Source organism: Nitrospirae bacterium CG2_30_53_67, from assembly GCA_001873285.1.
Lineage (GTDB): Bacteria > CG2-30-53-67 > CG2-30-53-67 > CG2-30-53-67 > CG2-30-53-67 > CG2-30-53-67.
Genome location: MNYV01000076.1, coordinates 1 through 17,109, shown reverse-complemented (window position 1 = coordinate 17,109; position 17,109 = coordinate 1). Strand labels below are relative to the sequence as shown.

Here is a 17,109-nt window from a genome sequence, read left to right as displayed (position 1 = left end):
AAGAGATAGAGTCATGACAAGAAAAGAGATGAGAAAAGAGAGGAAACCACTCCTCGACTGGAAGATGATTCGGATTCCCCGCGTCCTCGTGAGGGTCTTTGTCATCTTCATTTTGATCCTGGTCCTTGCCGTATCCTTTCCCATCTTTCTGAAAAAGGAGGGAGGACGGTTTCCTTTTCTTGTCAAGATAGGATCCTTTTTCGGGCTCCAGGCAAGTCCTGAGAAAAAGCAGGATGAACCCGACAGCAATGTCATGGATGTCTACTTTGCCAGGCTCGTCTATGTCAAAGGGGACGTGAACGTCAAGAGCCAGAAGGAGTTGAAGTTCCAGAAGGCGGAAAAGGACCAGATCCTGAGAGAAGGGGACACTATCCGGACCTATTCAGGCGGTTATGCCGAGGTTCTCTTCGATGAAGGAAACAAGCTGACCATCAAGCCGGACTCACTGGTCGTGATCCATGATATGAAGGAGAACCGTCTGACCAAGATCAGAAAGTCATCCATCAATCTTCTGCAAAGCGACGTGGAAGCGGTTGTACGCCGCCCCAAGATCGAAGGCTCGGAGTTTGTGATCGTGACCCCCACGGCTCTGGCGAAGATATCCGAGGCCAAGGTGGCCGTTCAGGTCTCTAAGGAACAGGAGAGCAAATTGAAGGTTTTCAGCGGCGCAGTAGACGTAAAGGTTGGAGGGGAGTCCATGGAGGTTGTGCGAAACCAGTCGGTTGATATTTCCAAGGAGAAGAAGATCCGTGAGATTAAGGATCTTCCGGCGCCTCCCAAATTGGGGAGTCCTGAAAATCTGGCCGAATTCTTTTTCAAGAATCTGAGTGAGATGAAGATGGTGTTGAAGTGGGATGATTCCCTGTCGGGAGTCACCTACCGGATACAGGTGGCGCTGGATCCCTATTTTACGGACCTCGTCATTGTCCGTACGGGCTTGTCTGAGAAGGGAGTGGTGGTCCAGGGATTAAAAAGCGGGATCTATTATTGGCGTGTGAGTTCGATTACATCCGAGGGGAATGAAGGGGATTTCAGTGATTACAGCGTATTCAAGATCACCATTGACCAGACGCCTCCGGATATTGTTCTGGATGATCTCCTCCTGCTCAAGGTTTCCGGCAAAGTGAATGCCCAGATCAGCGGCCAGACGGAACCGGATGCTGCAGTCACGATCAATGATGTTCCTGTCTTACCCGACAAAACCGGACGTTTTAAGTATGTTCTTTCCCAAATTTCTTCGGACACGGAGATCACCATCGTGGCGGTTGACAGAGTCGGGAACAGAAAGATCGTTAAAAAAACCGTCCAGAATCCATAGAGTCTTTCGGTTATGTCTTCCTGCGCCAAGAAGATGATCAGGGTTTTTCTGCTCTGTTTTTTATACTCAGGGTGCGGTTCACTCGGTATAGGAAACGAAACGGCGGACCGTGTCTTTACAGAAGCGAACCGATTGGTTTCAGAAGGAGATCTTCGCCGGGCCGAGGAAAAATTTCTTTGGATCATACGAAGCATGCCGAGGAATCCAAGATCTTATAACAATTTAGGAAACCTCTATTTTAAAAAAGGGGAAATCGACAAGGCCGGGATGCAGTATCGGAAGGCGCTGGAACTCAATTCAGGTTATCTCATTGCCAGAGTGAATCTGGCTGTGATATTATTAAAACAGGGAAAGACTGAGGATGCCTTGCAGATGCTGCAGGAAGGTCTGAAGCCGTATCCTGAAAATGCCGAACTTCAGAATGGACTGGGTATCTGCGAACTGAGGCGAGGGAATATTCAAAAGGCGATTCAACATTTTCGAAAGGCCATAGATATTCAGGGACCGAATCCCCTCTTCTACAACAACCTGGCCTACGCCTATGCAGAATCCAATGACTTCTTGAATGAGGCGTTGAAATTATGCAAGGACGCTCTGAAGGCAGAACCGCAGAACGGCATCGTGCTGGATACCCTCGGCTGGGTTTATTTCAAAAGGGGGATCTTCGATCAGTCAACGGAATATCTGCGGAAGGCCCTGGATCTGAAACCCGGTGAAAATGCCGTCCGGTCGCATCTTGTCACAGTCTATCGTTGGATCGGTGAGAATGAAAAAGCCATGAGCCTGATCAAGGAAGGAAGCCGCATACCGGGTCAGGGAATGCCATGAGACTCATTCTCTCATGGAAAGGATCTATCAACCAAATCCGTAGACGGCCGACGGCAAGCTCCATGGGTTGTGAAGGAGGAGAAAATGGTCCTGTTTAATTATGGGAATAAGGAGATCACGGCAAAGATCGTCTATTACGGTCCGGGGCTTGGCGGAAAGACCACGAATCTTCAGTACATCCACAGCAAGATGAACGCCGATACCAGAGGAAAGCTTCTCTCTCTGGCGACCGACACGGACCGCACGCTTTTTTTTGATTTTCTCCCTGTCAATCTCGGCAAAATCCGCGGGTTTACGGTACGATTCCAGCTCTATACGGTTCCGGGACAGGTCTATTACAATGCAACCAGAAAACTGGTTCTCAAAGGCGCAGATGCCGTGGTTTTTGTGGCCGACTCGCAGGTTGAGATGATGGAGAAAAACCTGGAGAGTCTTGAGAACATGAAGGAGAACCTGGTCATCAATGGAATGGATCCTGAGACCATGCCTCTCGTTTTGCAGTACAACAAACAGGATTTGCCTAATCTCATGGACCTTGAGGAACTGAACCGGAGGCTCAACCACCGGCATGTCCCCTTTTATGCCTCGGTTGCAGTGACGGGAGAGGGGGTCCTCCCGACATTCAAGATGATCACGAAAGAACTTATGTTGAACCTCCGAAAGAAACATGACATTCAAGAGTTTCAGGAATCGGAATCTGAAGTGGAAAAACCTTCCTCGGCAGACGAGGCGCCGGTGATTTCCGAGCATGATCCGCGTGCGGACCCGGCAGAGAAACAGACCGCCGGGGATTTGCAGGCGGCATCAACGCCATCCTTCAAAGACAAGGAGATCTCGGAAATCGGCGGTGATCGCCTTGCAGGAACCGTGCACGAGATTCAAAAGCAGATCAAGAATATAGAAGAACAGCTGCATACGCTTTTATTCAAGGATGAAATGATTCAGAAACTTCTTGAGCAGATCAACGTCAAACTTGAATCCCAAAAAACTGAGAAAGCGGAATACCCGGCGGGAACGGAAGAACCGCTTGTGCTGAAAGATCATGAAAAGAAAAAGAGGGGATTATTCTGGAACAGGTTCAGGTAAAAGTTGACTTCGTCCATGGAGTCGAGCCAGCATGGATGTATTTGATCAGGTAGACCGCCGGAACCTTGAAACCTACAAGGTGAGTGTGATCGGAGAAGGGAATCAGGGGGATATCTATAAAATCTCCGTGGATGGGCGCATCGCCGCTCTGAAGGATATCGCAAAAAGAAACCTTTTTTACCGTTTTTTTTTCGGAAGGTGGCTCCTCTCCCGAGAGTGCAAAGTCTACCAGCAGCTTCTCGGTCTCTCCGGTATCCCGAAATTGTACAAAGTCATAGACAAAGACGGATTCATCTTCGAATTTATCGATGGCGTGCCTCTGTCCAAGTTTTCCAAGGATGCCCCCATCCCTCGGGTTTTTTTTGATGCGCTTGACGATCTGATACGGCGTATGCATGACCATGGGGTCGTCCATTCGGATCTGAAGCACAAAAAAAACATCCTGGTCTCAAAAGGATACCGGCCCTATCTGGTTGATTTCGGCGCCTCCATGATCCTGGGCGGCACCTGGAATCCCTTAGGAAACTGGCTGTACAAACAGTTTTCCGAAATTGACTTGAAGGCCCTTTCCAAGATAAGAAACCGTTTCGTTCACGGGAATCCGGACGATGAGGACAAACAGAATCTTCTCAAACGTAATTTCATGGAACGTTCAGGGCGCCTTTATCAATCGATATACAGGCTCTTTTCCAGGAAACATAAATGGAAAAGATGAAACATCATCAGGCATCCGGGCTTATAAAAAAGAGCCCCGTAAGATCACAGAAAGGGTCCCGTGGTTATTCTCTCCATTGAAGCATCCACTGAGGTCAGCAGTGTCGCCCTCATGGGAGAGTCGGGGCTCATCTCGGAATACAGTCTCTGCTCCAAGGTGAAGCACAGCCGGAAACTCCTTCCCGCAATACAAAGGATCCTCTCTGATCAGGACTTCAGCATGAAACAGGTCGATGCCGTGGCTGTTTCGGTGGGCCCCGGGTCCTTTACCGGCGTTCGTGTCTCGGTCAGCACGGCGAAAGGGTTGGCTTTTGCCGATAACAAACCCCTGATCCCGGTTTCGTCGCTTTTAGGCCTGGCCTATGGTTTCGGCGGGGTGGGGCTTCCGATATGCGCCATGCTGGATGCGCGTAAAAAAGAGGTTTATGCGGGACTATTTAGGTCCATCAATGGGGAAATGAACCTTATTTCTCCTGAGGTGGTCATTGCTCCGGCCCGCTTTTGTGAATGCATCAAGGAGCCCACGCTCTTTGTCGGGGAAGGGGCTGTAAAATACCAATCCATCATCAAAGAACATCTCCGCTCTTTTGCGTCTTTTGTCCCTCCATCATCGAACCTCCTTTCCGCAGCGGCTGTCGGCGAGGTTGCCGTTCAAAAATATAAGCTCGGACAGACGGTCAGCCATGAATCGCTGGTCCCGAACTATATCAGGAGACCCGAGGCGGAAATTTTTTACCGGAATCGCGCATGATGGAGCCGCCTATCTCTGAAGGGTACGGCCGTATTCACGATATGTGCGAGAAGGATATCGAGTGGATCCTCGGAATGGAAAGGTCTGCCTTTCTCACTCCGTGGAGCAGAGAATCTTTCGTGAGCGCCGTTCGAGACAGCCGTGGGATCAACCTCGTCTGCAGATATGAAGGGGATTTAGTCGGATATCTCACGTCTTTTGTCATCTTGGACGAGGCCTTTATCACTAACCTCTGTGTGGCGCCTTCACATCGCCGGCGGGGAGTGGGCGCTGCATTATTGAAAGTTCTTATCCAAAGGGTTGAGAAAATGAAAGGGAGGCATATTTTTCTTGAAGTCAGGGAGAGAAATCATGCAGCCATCACCCTTTATAAAAAATCGAACTTTCAATTAATCGGCGTCAGAAAAAAATACTACGCCGACACCAAAGAAGACGCCTTGGTCATGAAATTCTCTCTGAAATCCGAATGAGCTTTTCTTGAGTTATTCAAAAAATTATGGTATGAATGATTCATGCTGACCTGATTGATTTGCATCTGCGGTCATGGAGGAACAGTATGGTCAATGAGAAGGGTCTATATGATCGGTTGAAGTCGGAAAATGAAGATTTTAAGAAATGGGCGAGATTGCATCATGAGATTGAAAGCAGGCTTTCGGACTTGAAAAGGTTGAAATTCATGAGTTCAGAGGAGGATCTGGAAAGAAAAAAATTGCAAAAACAGAAGCTGATTGCCAAGGATCACATGCAGTATATTATCGACCGGTATAAAAAGAAATAAACCCGCGTGAGAAGATTGGTCCTGCGATGCGATCTTTCTCCATGTACGGAAGCGGGGGTGTAACCTCATCGATGGGGCACATTGGTGAGGTTTTTTTTTGGATGGGTCAACGTGTTCAAATGGCCGATTATCTTTGAAATCAGCAAAAAAAAGGAAAAGTGGAAAAAGTTTTCCATTTTTGGAAAAAGATTGCCTATTTTATGTAAATTTTTTCCACTTTTCATAAAACAGCATAAAATCAGTTTTATGTTATGAAACAAATGACTTTCAGTTTTTGTTAATTTTTTGAAAAAACAATCAGTTATAAGGTCTTCATAAAATAATCTATTTTTTTGTAATATAGGGTATTTAGCATGAATTTTGCATATAAAACAATCGGGGAGTTAGGTTTTGTCAAGACAGGATGGTTATATCATGAAACCTTCTGAACAAAAAGACTTCAGGAAACTGCTGATTTCGGATTCATGGCAGAGGTCTATGGCTGGTTTCGCCCGCTTGTCAGGTTTGACGATCAAATGTGTGGGGTCCGATGGGGCGGTACTTGGCAGGTCATATGAGGAACGTTACCTGTGCCGGCTGATCCGGGGCACGGGAAAGGGGCTTCAAAGGTGCAGATCGCAATGCGGGCTGCGGATTGCCCGTTCACTTCGGGACGGGGAGCCCGTAACCTTCATCTGTTATGCCGGACTTCTCTGTTTCACGATTCCTTTAAAGGCCGATCAACAGGTGATCGGCGCCATCTTCGGTGGGAAGATATGCACAGATGCGCCGGTTTCTTCAAAGTATATGGCCTTGGCGGCGGAATGCGGGTTGAATCATGATCAACTCTTCAAGGCGATCGGAGAACTCAGGATAGGGAAGTTTAGGGAGGTTCAGAATGCCGTAACTTATTTAACCTCTGTGGGGCAGACCCTGACGGACTCCTACAGACAGACGCAGAACTTCGGCCGGAACTTCTCAAAACTTTTCAGCCTCTTTCACCTGGGAAACGATCTCAACCTGGTCATGGACAGTCATGAACTCTTCGGGCTGATCCTCAATTCACTCTCTATTCTCTTTGATCTGACGGGGTGTTCTCTGGTTCTTCTCGATCCATCGGGAAAGCATTTCATCACCCAGTCTTATTGCGGGGCAGAAGAATTGGGACTCCAATCCTTCAACCCCGGCATCCAAAACGGCCTTGTCAGTCAAATCCTCAAGGAACACAAACCCGTGTATACCAGCGAAAGAATTCAGATCGAGAAATCGGTATTTAACGAAAAGGTCCATTCGGTTTATCTCTTCCCCATCTATCTGGGCCAGAAGGTCAGAGGATTGATCTGCATCGTGAATACCGGACTTTCTGAGAATAACGTCCGGATGATCCATGCCTTTTGTGATCAAGCGGCCATGGCCATCCAGAATGTGGAGCTCAGAATCAGGCTTAAAAACCGGATTCTGGATATCACGAACCTAGGGATGCTGACGACGGAGGTGGGTGAGACACGCGAATTAAACGAGCTCTTCCATCTGATTCTGAACAAGTCCACGGAAATCGTCAAGGCGGAACAGGCATCGCTGATGATACTGGATGAGGCATCCAGGGAACTGACCATCAAGGCCTGCAAAGGGATGCCGGAGAACGTCATCCGCAACCTGCACATCAAAGTGGGAGAGGGCATAGCAGGCAGGGTCGTCGAGAAAGGGGAACCGCTCCTGGTGGAGGATATTGAAAAGGATTTGAGGGTAAAGCGGAAAAAGAAAATGAAATACAAGACCAAATCCTTCATCAGTATCCCCTTGATCATGAATGACCGCCCCATCGGTGTTTTGAACATCTCGGATAAGATCACCGGGGAAATTTTCAATGAGGATGATCTCAAAATCGTCAGGATATTCGCCTCCCAGGTGGCCATAGCCCTGGAGCGTACTCAGCTTTATCAGAGGTCCAAGGAGATGGAGCAGGTCTTGATTACGGATCATCTGACCAACCTGCTGAACAGGCGCTATTTCTTTGAGAGGACCACGGAGGAGATCGCCAGGGCACAGCGGCATAGTTATCCCCTCTCTCTGATGATGATCGATGTGGATGATTTTAAATGGTACAATGATCATCATGGACATCTGGCCGGCGATGAGGCGCTTCGTAGTGTTGCAGCCGTGATACGGGAGACGGTCCGTAATATTGATTTTGTAGCAAGATACGGAGGTGAAGAGTTTACGGTTGTCCTCCCGCAGACATCCAAACGCGAGGCCGTGGTCATTGGTGAAAGACTCCTGAAAGAGGTGGAAAAATTTTATTTTCCTTACGAAGAAGACCAGCCGATCGGAAATTTTACCATCAGTGCGGGTCTGGCTACCTATCCGGAAGATGCCAGGAACATCAAGAGCTTGATAGACGCTGCGGATAAAGCCCTATATCGCGCCAAGGCTTCAGGGAAAAACCGCCTCAGTCTCTTCAGGAAGCCTGAAAAACGTTCGATGAATCAAGAAGAAAAATAAATCTTCGGAAATCTTCCGGTTGCCAACACAAGAAAAATTGTTATACAATCACACCGTATGTCCGGATCTTTTTAAAGAAGGATACTCATGGTATTTCAGAGCGGGATTTTGAACCGCATGCTGGGACAGTTGGCCAGGGAATCGGACATCAGGATTCGATCCCATCTTTGTTCGAGGATCCGTTATCCACGTTCAGGCTGTAAAATATGCCTCAATGCGTGTCCTTGCGATGCGGTGAATATACTGGGTCAATCCGTAGTCCTCGGAGAGAGCTGTTCCGGGTGCGAGATATGCATCCCGTCTTGTCCCAACGGGGTATTCACGTTGAGCGGCCGCAAGGAGATGGAACGGCGTGAACGGCTCAAGAAAGAACTGGAATCGGATTCCATTGCGCGATGGACCTGTATCATGCACGAGAGAAAAAATCGTGCGGAGGTCATGGTCCTTCCCTGTCTTGCCGGGCTGTCGGAAGCCTATCTGATCGCCCCCTTTGCCTGGGGAGCGAAAGAGGTTTTAATCAAAAGAACCGGGTGTGAAACCTGTCCCTTTTTCGGATCCATGAAACACTATGAACAGCTTCTCGTGAGGACACGTAAACTGCTTTCTTGTTTTGGGATTTCCGGGGAACGGATCAAAGAAGTGGAGGATTTTGATCTTTTAAAGGAAGATCATTCGGATAAAAGTAGACCTTCCGGAGAAGGATTGGGACGCAGGGAACTCTTCAGTTTCTTCCGTAAGCGAACCCTGGATGCCGCCAGGGATTTGATTCCTGATTCCGGGGAGGACCCCGGTATCAACCGGTGGTCTCACCGGGAGAATCCCATGCGGTCCTTTCTCTTTGAATTGCTCCCTTTGCTGGGAGGACCCCTAAAAGAGAAGCTCTCTTTTAAGGTTTTCCCGGTTGTCGACCTTGAGATTTCCGGGGCTTGCATCGGCTGTAATGTCTGTGAGACCCTCTGTCCTACCGGGGCCATCCGGAGAGAGCCGGATGAAGAGGGGAAAAAAATACGCATTTTTTTCAATGCCTCAAAATGCACCGGATGCCGGATTTGCGGGGAGGCCTGCCTTCCAAAGGCCGTTTCGTTTAAAGAGGAAGTGGTTCTTCAGGAACTGCTCCAGGGAAAAGAGAGAGAGCTCATGTGTGTATCTGCTAAGAGCTGCCGGATTTGCGGAGAGCCTTTTCTGGGGCTGCTCGGAGAAACCTGCCCTCAATGTTTGGGTTCCAGGCAGAAGAAGGGTTTGTTTTAGGAGAATGGCGGAGGGATTATTTACCTTGAATTTTAAAGGGTTTCTTGATAAAACATTATGTAAAACATGCACAACACGGATCGGGAACCCATGAATCAAGCAGGAGGGTGAAATGGTGAAGACATTGCCGGTACACGATGCCGTTGGAACCGTGCTGGCCCATGACATTACGGAAATCATCCCGGGTCAGTTCAAGGGAAGGGCCTTCAAAAAAGGGCACATCATTACCGAATCGGATATCGAACATCTAAAAAACCTGGGGAAAGAGCATCTTTATGTCCTGGAGATCGGCGGTGAGGACCTCCATGAAAATGATGCGGCGGTGATGCTGGCCTCGGCGCTGGCCGGCCGGGGTATTATGGTTTCCAAAGAACCCAAAGAGGGGAAACTGGAGCTTACGGCCGCGTATGAGGGTCTGCTTAAGGTCAATGTTCAGGCTCTCTATCGATTCAATCTTATAGGCGAGGTGATGTGCGCCACGCGTCATACCAACACGTATGTCAAGAAAGGAGAGATCCTGGCCGGGACGCGGGCCATTCCGCTGGTGATTCATAAGAAGATTATCGAAAAGGCCGTTGCCGTCTGCAAAGAAGCAGGGGGTGTCCTCCATCTCCTCCCGCTTCGGAAAGCCGGCGTTGGAGTGGTGATCACGGGAAACGAGGTCTACCACGGGAGGATCAAGGACCGGTTCAGACCCGTGATACAAAAAAAGGTGGAGGAGATCGGATCCAGTATCGTAGATGTTCGTTACGCCCCGGATGAAAGGAAAGTCATCGCCGGGCATATACGGGATCTGATAGGAAAAGGGGCGGATCTCATCGTGACCACAGGAGGGATGTCCGTTGATCCGGACGATGTGACGCGTCTTGCTGTGGCTGATGCCGGCGCAGAGGAGATCACTTATGGCTCTTCGGTCCTTCCAGGGGCCATGCTCATGGTCGCATATATGGGCGATATTCCTGTGATCGGTGTGCCGGCGTGCGGGATGTTCCACGATATCACCCTCTTTGACCTGATACTCCCCCGGGTTTTGGCCGGAGAACGGATCGGACGGGAGGCCCTTGCAGCCCTGGGCCACGGCGGGCTCTGTCTGAACTGCGAGACCTGCCGCTTTCCAGTCTGTCCTTTTGGTCAATAGGATCGTGAACACGAAAAGGGATCAAGGAGAATGGATCGGAATGAAAACCCTGGAAGAATGTTTGAAGGAATCGGTGGCTTTTCACGGCGAGGAGTGCCCTGGACAGGTCATCGGGACCAGGATGGCCGTCACCGGCTGCCGTGAGATCGGGATCGAGGATCCGAAATCCAAAGCGGAACGTAAGAAGATCATCGTCTACGTGGAAATGGACCGATGCGCCTCGGATGCCATTATGTCGGTTACCGGATGCCGCGTGGGGAAACGGACAGTGAAGATCATGGATTACGGGATCATGGCCGCCACCTTCGTCAACCTGGAGACCGGAAGGGCGGTCAGGGTCCGCGCCAGGGAATCATCACGGGAGCTTGCGCGGAAATACGCGCCCGGTATCCAGGAGAAATACGACCAGCAGAGGGAGGCGTATAAGGTCATGCCCGAGGATGAACTTTTTGAAATACGAGAAGTGCGGGTCCATATTCCCGTTCAGGACAGGCCGGGCCGTCCGGTCAGACGCGTGCGCTGTGATCAATGCGGCGACTGGGTTCAGGACATGCGGGATGTCCAGGTCCACGGCAAAATCCTTTGCCGCCCCTGCGCCTTCGGCGGATACTTCGAGAGGGTCCGATAAGATGATGTGTGCGGTGTTGCAGAAATTATTTCCTTGACTCAAATGACTGTACTAAGATAGGTTATAAAAAATTTCTTACACGGGAGGCGGACTATGGGAAAAAGAAAAAGGGGTTTAGTTCTACTTTCCATGCTGTTTTTTGTCTTGGTTTGCTTTCTGCCCCTTTCCGTTCAGGCGGAAGTGGAATGGAGCAAAATATCCACGTTGAATCTGGATCAAAACCCGATCGACATTGCCTCCACGCCGGACGGCCAATGGGTTTTCATCCTGACATCCGGAGAAGTGCTGGTTCAATCCCAGGCGACGAAAAAGATAGAGGGCCGGATCCCCGTGGACAAGGACATCGGCCGAATCGCCGTGTCTCCACGGGGTGACCAGCTCTTTGTAACCAATGAAAAGGCCAAGACCCTTTCCGTCATCAATGTCAGTTTCATCCAGCCGATCGATGTCAAAGGGTCTCCCTTTAAAGGTCCGGCCGATGCGCCGGTGGTGATCGCCGTCTTCGAAGACTTCCAGTGACCCTACTGTGCGCGGCTTTTGCCGCTACTCCGGCAGGTGCTGGGGCAATATCCCAAACAAGTCAAGCTGGTGAGCAAGATCTATCCCATCCCCACGCATGCATTCTCCCGGCAGGCGGCTGTCGCTGCCTTGGCCGCGAATGAGCAAGGAAAATATTGGGAGTATGAAGAAAAGATCTTTAATAATTATAGCGCCCTGTCGGATCAGAAGCTCCTCGACATGGCAGGGGAACTCGGTTTGAATATGGACTCCTTCCAAAAGAGTCTTAAAGATCCAAAACATAAAAACGCCATCGATAAAGATGTATCCGATGCCGGCCGGGCCGGGGTCAGAGGGACGCCGACCATCTTCATCAACGGACGAATTCTGACCAATCGTTCCCTGGAGGGTTTCAAGGCAATGATTGACGAGGAGTTGAAAAAGAAGAGGTCATAAACAGGCATGTTCGTTCCGGCAAGGTAAGCAGGATCAAGTCTTGCAAAGACCTCCCGTATGGATCTATCATACGGGAGGTCTTTTTTTTAAAATCAAGTTGATGGCCTTCATCGTATTCAGAGGCCTGCTCTTTCCCTTTCCCTGAGCTGCCCGCAGGCGGCTGAGATCTCCCGTCCTCTGCTCTCTCTGATTACGGCCGTATATCGGTTCTGCTGCAGGATATCCTGAAAGGCCTCTATCCGTCTTTTTGGCGGGGAAGCAAAATCCAAACCCTGAACCGGGTTGTAGGGAATAAGGTTGATCTTGCATCGGATGCCGCGAAGAATCCGCGTCAGCCTTGTTGCATCGTCCAGGGAATCATTGATTCCGTGAATCAGGACATACTCAAAGGTGATCCTGTTTCGGACAGGAAGGGGGTAGTTCCGGAGAACGTCGAGCAGCTCTTCCATGGGATAGGTCCGGTTGACCGGCATGATCCGGCCTCTGCTCAAAGAGTCGGATGCATTGAGAGACACGGCCAGATGGATCCCCAGCTTTTCTGCTGCGAGACGCTTGATGCCCGGAATCAACCCGCAGGTTGAAAGGGTGATCTTTCTCTTTGAAAAATCAGCGCCCATGGGGTCAAGCAGGATCCTCACGGCCTGTATGGTATTTTCGTAATTGGCCAGCGGCTCACCCATGCCCATGAGCACAATATGGGTCAAGCGCTGTTTTTCCTGGAGTATTTTTCTTACCAGAAGGACCTGTCCAACAATTTCGGAGGCGGTCAGATGACGAACCAGGCCTCCCTGCCCGGTGAGACAGAAAGCGCATCCCATGGCGCACCCCGCCTGAGTGGAGACGCACAACGTCAATCTCTTTCTGTCCGGGATCAACACGCCTTCTATGGTGTGTCCGTCTGCGAGCCGGTAAAGAAATTTTTCCGTGCCGTCAGATGCATGCATCTGTTCGGTGAGCGCAGGGAGGAGGATCCGGGTCCTTTGATTAAGGATTTCCCGGTCCCTCTTGGAGAAATCGGTCATCCTGTCAAAGGAGGTCTCGCCGTTCTTATGGATCCATTGAAAAAGCTGTTTCCCGCGAAAGGGTTTCATCCCGAAATCGGAAAGCATGCGGCATAGTTCTTCGCGGCCGATTCCTATGAGATCGATTTTTTCATTTCCGGTCATCATGCGTGTATGGATCTGAAAGATGAATCAATCGTAATCAAAAGGGTGGGGAGGCGGTGTTTTATCGTTGGTATCCACATGTTTCTTGATCTCTTCAAATTTATTTTCAAGGTATTCGCTCCGGTGTTTCAAGGCCTCTTTTTCTTCCTCAAAACGGGCGGCGGTTTTTTCCCGCTGTTCCGCCATCTCCTTTAAAAGCTCCTGAATGGATTTTTTCTTTGGGGAGCCTTCATCGTCATTTTTGGGTTCGTGATAAAGAATTTTAAAGGAGAGTGAATCCACGATGATCTCACTCTGACATTCGGGGCAGATGATCTTGATTCTTTTTTCGTTTCCCATGGCTGATTCCTTGTCATCCGTTTTATTTTATTTGCAGGAATATTATAGCGGTCTTGCCTCCGGAAGACAACCTCTTTATATCAGGTTTTCATCTTTATGGGGTTTGGTTTTTAGATTATATAATGTATAACATTAAGTAAAACTTATAACAATATGTGATTAAAATGAAATTATTTTTATATTTGTGGTGATATTGTCGAAACGGTTCCAGGATACAGTGTCATCATCCGCTCTTTTGATACGAAGCGAAGGCATTTACAGTATGAATCAGAAGACACGAATTTATGGATCCCTCTCTTTGAAGACAATAAAATTTTTCATTGATATTCAGGAATCTTTTGGGTATCTTGGCGCAGGTGGAAGGCGCCAGCCATAGGATTCATACCGGGGGGCAGGTGGTCAGGATTATCTCCGGATACTGTAAGGGGAGGAAGCTTAGCGCCCTGAAGGGGAATACGGTCAGGCCGACCTCGGACCGGGCCAAGCAAACCCTTTTTGATATGCTTCGCGACCGGGTCCCCGGGTGCAGATTCCTGGATCTTTTTTCCGGGACAGGGAGCATAGGGCTTGAGGCGGCCAGCAGGGGCGCCGGAGAGGTCATCATGATCGAATCCGGATCGGATGCCCTGAAAATTCTGAAGGAGAATACGGCGCTGTGCGGTTTCGGGAATAAGGTGTCGGTTCATGGAAAGGACTGCAAAGCTTGGTTACGCCGTTCATCCATGGATCAAGAGACCTTTGACCTGATCTTTTTAGATCCGCCCTATCGTGATCACTCGGCCTATGCGCTGATTGAGGTGATCGGAGAGCAGGGAATGCTGAGAAAGGATGGCCTGGTGATTGCGGAGCACGACCGGCGGCGGCCCCTTCCCGAGTGCTTCGGAAAACTCCGTCTGTTGAGAGCCAAGCGGGTCAAAGATACGGTCTTTTCATTCTATGGAGAGGAAATTGAAAAATAAGATTGCCGTCTATCCGGGGACTTTTGATCCCATTACAAACGGACATGTGGATCTGATCGAACGGGGTTTGCGTATCTTTGATCGGATCATCATTGCTGTTGCGCCGAGCCTGAATAAATCCCCCTTCTTCACTCTCGAAGAACGGGTGGATCTGATCCGGGAGGTGATTGGGCGGAATTCCAGGATAGAAATCGATGTGATCGAGGGTCTCCTCGTGGAGTATGTCAGGAAGAACAAGGCTGTGGCGGTCATCCGGGGATTGCGTGCAGTTTCTGATTTCGAGTATGAATTTCAACTGGCCCTGATGAACCGGAAAATGGACCCCAACTTTGAGACCGTTTTTTTAATGCCGAGCGAAAGGTACACCTATCTGAGTTCCAGCATCATCAAAGAAGTCGCAAAATTAGGCGGCAGCCTTAAGGACATGGTCCCGGTCGTGGTCGAAAATAAACTCAAGGAGAAAATAAATCAGTAGAGGGAGCAGCCATTCCGCATGTTTCATCCATAAGGAGGAGGATCTGTGAAGTCGAAAGCAAGCCGCGTGAGCGTCATAAAACCTTCGGTGACCCTGGCCATCGATGCAAAGGCCAAGGAGCTGCGCGCACAGGGAGTGGATATCGTGGGTTTCGGAGCCGGAGAACCGGATTTTGATACACCCAATAACATCAAAGAGGCGGCCGTACGCGCGCTGAACGCGGGGTTTACCAAATACACCCCTGCATCAGGGACGTTGGATCTCAAGAAAGCGGTTTGTGAGAAAATGAAAAGGGACAATGGACTGGACTACAAACCTTCGCAGGTCCTGATTTCCTGCGGGGCCAAACACGCCCTGTACAATACAGCCCAGGCCTTGTATGAACCGGGAGACGAGGTGATCATTCCGGCGCCGTACTGGGTCTCCTATCCGGATCAGGTCCTGCTGCAAGGCGCCGTTCCCAGAATCGTGGAGACACGGGAAGCAGAGAAGTTCCGGTTGACCGGTGAGTTGCTGCGAAGAAGCCTTTCTCAAAAGACCAAGGCCTTAATCCTCAACAGTCCTTCAAACCCTACCGGGTGCGGGTACACCCTGGAGAATCTGAAGGAACTGGCCGAGGTGATTGTAGAGCACGATATCTACGTCATTTCGGACGAGATATATGAAAAGCTGGTCTATGGAGGTTTCGAGTTCCATTCCATTGCCGAACTGGGTGAGGAGGTAAGAAAGAGAACGATCATTATCAACGGCGTATCCAAGTCCCATGCCATGACCGGATGGAGGATCGGATGGGCGGTCGGACCTTCCGATGTGATCAAGTCCATGTCCGACATCCAGAGCCAGAGCACGTCCAACCCCAACTCTATTGCCCAGAAAGCCGCCGAAGAGGCGCTCAATGGTCCGCAGGATACCGTGGAAAAAATGGTCAAAGAGTTTGACCAAAGGAGGCAATATATTGTGGATCGCCTCAATGCCATGGAAGGGATTTCCTGTTTGAATCCGGAGGGAGCTTTTTATGTATTCCCCAAGGTGAGCGCCTTTTACGGTAGGAGGCATGAGGGGCAGACCATCCGATCTTCGGTGGATCTCTGCGACTATCTTCTGAATATCGCTCAGGCGGCCGCAGTCCCAGGCAGTGCGTTTGGAGCCGATGCGTATATCCGGCTCTCCTATGCCACATCCATGGAGATGATCCAGAAAGGGCTGAATCGTATCGAGGAAGCCTTAAAACGGCTGATTTGACAAAAAAATAGAAAAATTTTATTGACGTACAAGACCATAGATCATATAATGTAACTGTACCGAAAGAATATTCCATATTTCAATTAATGATTACTTAAAATATGACGATAAATAATCCGGAGATGAAATTTTGGCCGGAATCTTATAACAGGAGGTCATAGCAAGAGAAAAGATATAAATAACAATTAGTTAAAGAAACTAACCGAAAAAGGCAAATCATCCGCGAGGGTGAGGCGCAAAGCTGCCTGCCCCGTAAGTGCGGGGTGGAGGGGCTGCCGAAGTTAGGTTTTTAAAAGCTATTTTTTTAAGAAAGCCGAACCTTCTTTGCCTTTAGAGGTTCGGCTTTTTTTATTGTTGAGGGGTTTATGGATAAAAAAATTAAAAATACTAGATTGTTTCTCTTAGTTTTCATCGCGTTGCTTGTTTTTGTTACCGTACTCGGTGAGCCGTTAAAGCAAAAATATGAACCGGTGATCAAGGGACCGATGATTGCGGGACCCCCTCTCCCCGGCCAAGCCATGGATTCAGAGGCGGCCAGGGACGTATCCTATTCGTCTGCAGAGGATGGGAAGCGGGTCACGGCACGGGGCCAGAACGGGCTGACAGATCCATCCAAAGATAAACCGTATGTGGATCATGAAATCCTGGTCCAGTTTTCTCAGCAGATAGGGAGAGACAAGATCGCGGGTCTTCTGAACGGATCCGGTATGTATGTGGCGGAGGTTCTGAATGCGGCAAATCTCTGCCGGGTCAAGATTCCTGATACCCTCAAGGTGGAAGATGCGGTAAAGATGTTAAAAGGGATTCCTGAAGTGAAGTTCAGCGAACCCAACTTCATCGTTCATACCACAGCCGTTCCGAATGATGCTTCCTTTTCGAGCCAGTGGGGCCTCCAGAACACAGGGGATAACGGAGGGACCGTGGACGCGGATATCGACGCCCCGGAGGCCTGGGATCAAGCAACCGGGTCTTCATCGGTGATTGTGGCCCTCGTGGATGAAGGG

The 17,109-nt window shown here is 49.6% G+C and carries 18 protein-coding genes, 1 pseudogene and 1 other annotated feature; of the genes and pseudogenes, 17 read left to right on the top strand and 2 right to left on the bottom strand.

Going from position 1 to position 17,109, the window contains the following annotated elements; genetic code table 11:
- The first annotated feature begins 13 nt into the window (after positions 1-13).
- The 13 genes from AUK29_04390 (at position 14) to AUK29_04330 (ending at position 11,924) form a co-directional block, all read left to right on the top strand.
- On the top strand, positions 14-1,318 hold the full coding sequence (locus AUK29_04390) for a hypothetical protein (GenBank protein ID OIP64474.1): 1,305 nt from the start codon (positions 14-16) through the stop codon (positions 1,316-1,318).
- A gap of 12 nt (positions 1,319-1,330) precedes the next feature.
- Positions 1,331-2,146: a hypothetical protein gene (locus AUK29_04385; GenBank protein OIP64473.1), complete on the top strand. Its 816-nt coding sequence runs from the start codon at positions 1,331-1,333 to the stop codon at positions 2,144-2,146.
- An 84-nt stretch (positions 2,147-2,230) separates the two neighbouring features.
- Entirely contained in the window at positions 2,231-3,232 is a 1,002-nt protein-coding gene (locus AUK29_04380) for a hypothetical protein (GenBank protein ID OIP64472.1), read from the top strand.
- Between the two features lie 31 nt (positions 3,233-3,263).
- Positions 3,264-3,947 carry a hypothetical protein gene (locus tag AUK29_04375; protein OIP64471.1) on the top strand — a complete coding sequence of 228 codons (684 nt, stop codon included), beginning with the start codon at positions 3,264-3,266 and terminating at the stop codon, positions 3,945-3,947.
- Positions 3,948-4,007: 60 nt separating this feature from the next.
- The gene (locus AUK29_04370; GenBank protein ID OIP64470.1) at positions 4,008-4,697 is read left to right on the top strand and encodes a tRNA (adenosine(37)-N6)-threonylcarbamoyltransferase complex dimerization subunit type 1 TsaB; all 690 of its coding nucleotides are present in this window, start codon (positions 4,008-4,010) and stop codon (positions 4,695-4,697) included.
- A 41-nt stretch (positions 4,698-4,738) separates the two neighbouring features.
- Entirely contained in the window at positions 4,739-5,167 is a 429-nt protein-coding gene (locus AUK29_04365) for a ribosomal-protein-alanine N-acetyltransferase (protein ID OIP64516.1), read from the top strand.
- A gap of 35 nt (positions 5,168-5,202) precedes the next feature.
- Positions 5,203-5,475, top strand: coding sequence for a hypothetical protein (locus AUK29_04360; GenBank protein ID OIP64469.1), 273 nt, complete (start codon positions 5,203-5,205; stop codon positions 5,473-5,475).
- 414 nt (positions 5,476-5,889) lie between these two features.
- A complete protein-coding gene (locus tag AUK29_04355) occupies positions 5,890-7,956 on the top strand; it encodes a hypothetical protein (GenBank protein ID OIP64468.1) in 2,067 nt (688 codons plus the stop codon).
- 87 nt (positions 7,957-8,043) lie between these two features.
- Complete coding sequence (locus AUK29_04350) at positions 8,044-9,204, top strand: hypothetical protein (GenBank protein ID OIP64467.1); 1,161 nt, start codon at positions 8,044-8,046, stop codon at positions 9,202-9,204.
- Positions 9,205-9,316: 112 nt separating this feature from the next.
- Positions 9,317-10,342, top strand: coding sequence for a molybdopterin-binding protein (locus tag AUK29_04345; protein ID OIP64466.1), 1,026 nt, complete (start codon positions 9,317-9,319; stop codon positions 10,340-10,342).
- 40 nt (positions 10,343-10,382) lie between these two features.
- On the top strand, positions 10,383-10,970 hold the full coding sequence (locus tag AUK29_04340) for a formylmethanofuran dehydrogenase (GenBank protein ID OIP64465.1): 588 nt from the start codon (positions 10,383-10,385) through the stop codon (positions 10,968-10,970).
- A 129-nt stretch (positions 10,971-11,099) separates the two neighbouring features.
- Positions 11,100-11,489, top strand: coding sequence for a hypothetical protein (locus AUK29_04335; GenBank protein ID OIP64464.1), 390 nt, complete (start codon positions 11,100-11,102; stop codon positions 11,487-11,489).
- A gap of 18 nt (positions 11,490-11,507) precedes the next feature.
- The gene (locus AUK29_04330) at positions 11,508-11,924 is read left to right on the top strand and encodes a hypothetical protein (GenBank protein OIP64463.1); all 417 of its coding nucleotides are present in this window, start codon (positions 11,508-11,510) and stop codon (positions 11,922-11,924) included.
- Positions 11,925-12,040: 116 nt separating this feature from the next.
- Here AUK29_04330 and AUK29_04325 read toward each other — a convergent pair whose 3' ends face one another.
- Both AUK29_04325 and AUK29_04320 read right to left on the bottom strand, forming a co-directional pair.
- A complete protein-coding gene (locus AUK29_04325) occupies positions 12,041-13,090 on the bottom strand; it encodes a 23S rRNA (adenine(2503)-C(2))-methyltransferase (GenBank protein ID OIP64515.1) in 1,050 nt (349 codons plus the stop codon).
- Between the two features lie 27 nt (positions 13,091-13,117).
- A complete protein-coding gene (locus AUK29_04320) occupies positions 13,118-13,429 on the bottom strand; it encodes a hypothetical protein (GenBank protein ID OIP64462.1) in 312 nt (103 codons plus the stop codon).
- Positions 13,430-13,824: 395 nt separating this feature from the next.
- Between AUK29_04320 and AUK29_04315 the strand changes: the two genes are divergently transcribed.
- From AUK29_04315 to AUK29_04300, 4 genes and pseudogenes are all read left to right on the top strand, one after another.
- Entirely contained in the window at positions 13,825-14,388 is a 564-nt protein-coding gene (locus AUK29_04315) for a 16S rRNA (guanine(966)-N(2))-methyltransferase RsmD (GenBank protein OIP64514.1), read from the top strand.
- Positions 14,366-14,863: a pantetheine-phosphate adenylyltransferase gene (locus AUK29_04310; protein ID OIP64461.1), complete on the top strand. Its 498-nt coding sequence runs from the start codon at positions 14,366-14,368 to the stop codon at positions 14,861-14,863. Before AUK29_04315 ends, AUK29_04310 begins: the two co-directional genes overlap by 23 nt.
- Positions 14,864-14,908: 45 nt before the next feature.
- Positions 14,909-16,105: an aspartate aminotransferase gene (locus AUK29_04305; protein ID OIP64460.1), complete on the top strand. Its 1,197-nt coding sequence runs from the start codon at positions 14,909-14,911 to the stop codon at positions 16,103-16,105.
- 200 nt (positions 16,106-16,305) lie between these two features.
- Positions 16,306-16,385: a binding site (cyclic di-GMP riboswitch class I), on the top strand.
- Positions 16,386-16,497: 112 nt separating this feature from the next.
- Positions 16,498-17,109 (top strand): annotated as a pseudogene (locus tag AUK29_04300) (hypothetical protein).

Bases quoted from the DNA above. Each gene is read 5' to 3' on its own strand.
- AUK29_04375 (OIP64471.1), top strand. From the start codon at position 3,264: ATGGATGTATTTGATCAGGTAGACCGCCGGAACCTTGAAACCTACAAG.
- AUK29_04365 (OIP64516.1), top strand. From the start codon at position 4,739: ATGTGCGAGAAGGATATCGAGTGGATCCTCGGAATGGAAAGGTCTGCC.
- AUK29_04380 (OIP64472.1), top strand. From the start codon at position 2,231: ATGGTCCTGTTTAATTATGGGAATAAGGAGATCACGGCAAAGATCGTC.
- AUK29_04350 (OIP64467.1), top strand. From the start codon at position 8,044: ATGGTATTTCAGAGCGGGATTTTGAACCGCATGCTGGGACAGTTGGCC.
- AUK29_04390 (OIP64474.1), top strand. From the start codon at position 14: ATGACAAGAAAAGAGATGAGAAAAGAGAGGAAACCACTCCTCGACTGG.
- AUK29_04310 (OIP64461.1), top strand. From the start codon at position 14,366: ATGGAGAGGAAATTGAAAAATAAGATTGCCGTCTATCCGGGGACTTTT.
- AUK29_04385 (OIP64473.1), top strand. From the start codon at position 1,331: ATGTCTTCCTGCGCCAAGAAGATGATCAGGGTTTTTCTGCTCTGTTTT.
- AUK29_04335 (OIP64464.1), top strand. From the start codon at position 11,100: ATGCTGTTTTTTGTCTTGGTTTGCTTTCTGCCCCTTTCCGTTCAGGCG.
- AUK29_04355 (OIP64468.1), top strand. From the start codon at position 5,890: ATGAAACCTTCTGAACAAAAAGACTTCAGGAAACTGCTGATTTCGGAT.
- AUK29_04345 (OIP64466.1), top strand. From the start codon at position 9,317: ATGGTGAAGACATTGCCGGTACACGATGCCGTTGGAACCGTGCTGGCC.
- AUK29_04325 (OIP64515.1), bottom strand. From the start codon at position 13,090: ATGACCGGAAATGAAAAAATCGATCTCATAGGAATCGGCCGCGAAGAA.
- AUK29_04340 (OIP64465.1), top strand. From the start codon at position 10,383: ATGAAAACCCTGGAAGAATGTTTGAAGGAATCGGTGGCTTTTCACGGC.
- AUK29_04320 (OIP64462.1), bottom strand. From the start codon at position 13,429: ATGGGAAACGAAAAAAGAATCAAGATCATCTGCCCCGAATGTCAGAGT.
- AUK29_04360 (OIP64469.1), top strand. From the start codon at position 5,203: ATGATTCATGCTGACCTGATTGATTTGCATCTGCGGTCATGGAGGAAC.